This window comes from Deinococcus marmoris DSM 12784 (genome assembly GCF_000701405.1).
Taxonomy (GTDB): Bacteria; Deinococcota; Deinococci; order Deinococcales; family Deinococcaceae; genus Deinococcus; species Deinococcus marmoris.
Window position 1 is genome coordinate 1 of sequence record NZ_JNIV01000219.1, and the last position, 2,021, is coordinate 2,021.

Annotated in this window: 2 protein-coding genes and 2 pseudogenes; 1 reads left to right on the top strand and 3 read right to left on the bottom strand. The window is 59.5% G+C overall.

All coding sequences use genetic code 11. From position 1 onward, the window contains the following. The 3 genes and pseudogenes from Q319_RS0123315 to Q319_RS28515 form a co-directional block, all read right to left on the bottom strand. Positions 1-327 (bottom strand): annotated as a pseudogene (locus Q319_RS0123315) (IS4 family transposase); the annotation flags it as partial. Positions 328-547: 220 nt separating this feature from the next. Continuing rightward, positions 548-673 carry a hypothetical protein gene (locus Q319_RS29015; protein ID WP_281173858.1) on the bottom strand — a complete coding sequence of 42 codons (126 nt, stop codon included), beginning with the start codon at positions 671-673 and terminating at the stop codon, positions 548-550. 498 nt (positions 674-1,171) lie between these two features. Then, positions 1,172-1,861 (bottom strand): IS1 transposase, encoded by a 690-nt coding sequence (locus Q319_RS28515; RefSeq protein WP_029484768.1) that lies wholly within the window; start codon positions 1,859-1,861, stop codon positions 1,172-1,174. A gap of 66 nt (positions 1,862-1,927) precedes the next feature. Between Q319_RS28515 and Q319_RS29250 the strand changes: the two are divergent. Continuing rightward, a pseudogene (locus tag Q319_RS29250) lies at positions 1,928-2,021 on the top strand (IS5/IS1182 family transposase); the annotation flags it as partial.

Here is a 2,021-nt window from a genome sequence, read left to right on the forward strand (position 1 = left end):
CAACACCAGCCACATGCGCGCCCGGGTGTTGCTGTTGCCCGTATGATCCAGGGCCACCCACACGAGCGGAATCGTAAAGCCATGGACTACCGCACCCAGGACCAGGAGGTTGAGGGGAGCGTCCCCGTGTTCCCAGGTGGTGCGGTCCACACTCATCAGGATCTTGCCCGGGGGAAGGTGAACCAGGAGCAGGGCCAGAAACACCTGTGCGGTGAGCTGTTCATCGTGGATGGCGCGTTCCACGCGCCGCTTCTTGGCTTCAGGGGAACTGGTCCCGGGTAAATGCGGACCGAGATCGCGGTGGTTGACGCTCTGCGCCATGATCATGGCCAGAACGACATCGACGGCACGCTGATGCGTGTCGATACGCAGCGAAGGCACGCAGGCTTTGAAATGGGCGGTGAGTTCGGGGGCCTGTGAGGCGGCGGGTTTTGGTGGCTTCACACCTCAAAACACCGCCATTTCTCGTTTCTGTCGAGGGACAGATCGGAAGGTGGACTTCCCGCCGTCTGAGACGGTCAAAAACGAAGTTGTCAGCTACTGAGCGTCAGGTGATATGGGGGCTGGCCTCGCGCTGAAGATCAGACCGGCTGCGTGGGTGCAGCAGCGAATCTCTTCCCATACCGATCACTGGCTGCACCGCCAGGCGGCCCAGGATAATGGCTCTGTGCATAAATCGGCCAGTTCACAGGCTCCAGCGTTGTGACAGGTCTACCCGCTCCGGCTGGTGCAGTTGCACGGCGCGTTCGCTGCGGCGCAGTGCTTCACACTGATCTACTTCACACCTTCCACTGGACTTCCGGAGCTTTGTCTTCATGGATGGGGATCCAGCGCCCCACATCTTTGGGGAGATCCCAGCGGCTGTTCTTGAGTCCAGCACTTGTGCGAAGGGCCATCACCGGGACGAGTTGCAATCTGGCGTGAGCAATCCGAACTCAGGCGCGCATGGAGACGTCACGGTCAATGGTGTCTGTCGCGACCTTCAACAGGGATGGGAGCATGTCGGAGTGACGACACGGAAACGCGAGAGCCATCGGTTCACCGTCGATCCAGATACTCGCCTCCCCAACCGTGCCCTGTTCAGCCCCGGTGGCGACCGGACGGATCTCAATGTAGTGACCTCGGTACGCCTTTCTCAGCAGGATCATTCAGACATCATCCCCCTGGTCATTCAGGGCCATGTCAGCCCCCGCTTTCCGCTGTATTCCTTGATGATTCGGACGTGCGCGGTGCGGCGTGAGATGCGGTAAGTCCGTCGGGGAAAGCGTCCACGCTTTCCTTGCCTGGGTGGTTGCCATGCGCTACCGAAGAGTTCGGGAAACAGGCTCTGGTACGGCAAATATCCATCCGTGAAGAGCACCAGATTCTGTGGGTCAGCCAGCCTGTCTCTTGCCTCAGACAGCAGCACCCCCGTCAAATCCGCCGTTCTGGCCCCGACCTGGCCTTTGATGACGAACTTGCTTCTGGGATTAACGACGGTGAAATCCCAGGCTTGTTCGACCTTCTCACCGACAAAGCTATGCAGGTCATGGAAGCGCTGAAGGTGAACGCCAGCAAGTCGCGTGAATTGCGCCGCCGTCGTGCGGTGGCAGTCAGTGAGTGCGGCGGTACTGGAGAAGCAGGTGCCGTGGGTGAGGTGATCAATGATGTTGTCAATCTGCGCTGGGGCCAGTTTGCTTCCCCAGTAGGGCGTCCCCCTGGTTTCGCTGAACTCGGTGTCGCACGTGCGGCACCTGAGGAGACGACGTTTCTGAGGACCGTAGAACTTGCGGAACTTGACGTTCTGGCGGCCTGACTGCTGGAAGTCTGGACAATGAGTGGTTTGACAAACGAAGCTGTCGATTGGGAGAGAATGAAACACGTCTGGGGATAGGCCCCGGACGCTCCCATTTCAACCCCTGTCGGTCATAGTTCCAGCAAACTACCGAGCGTCAAGACGACGCAAAAAAAGGGGATCGCGGCTGGGACGGCAACAAAAAGGTCAAGGGCCGCAAGCGCCACATAGCGACGGATACGGACGG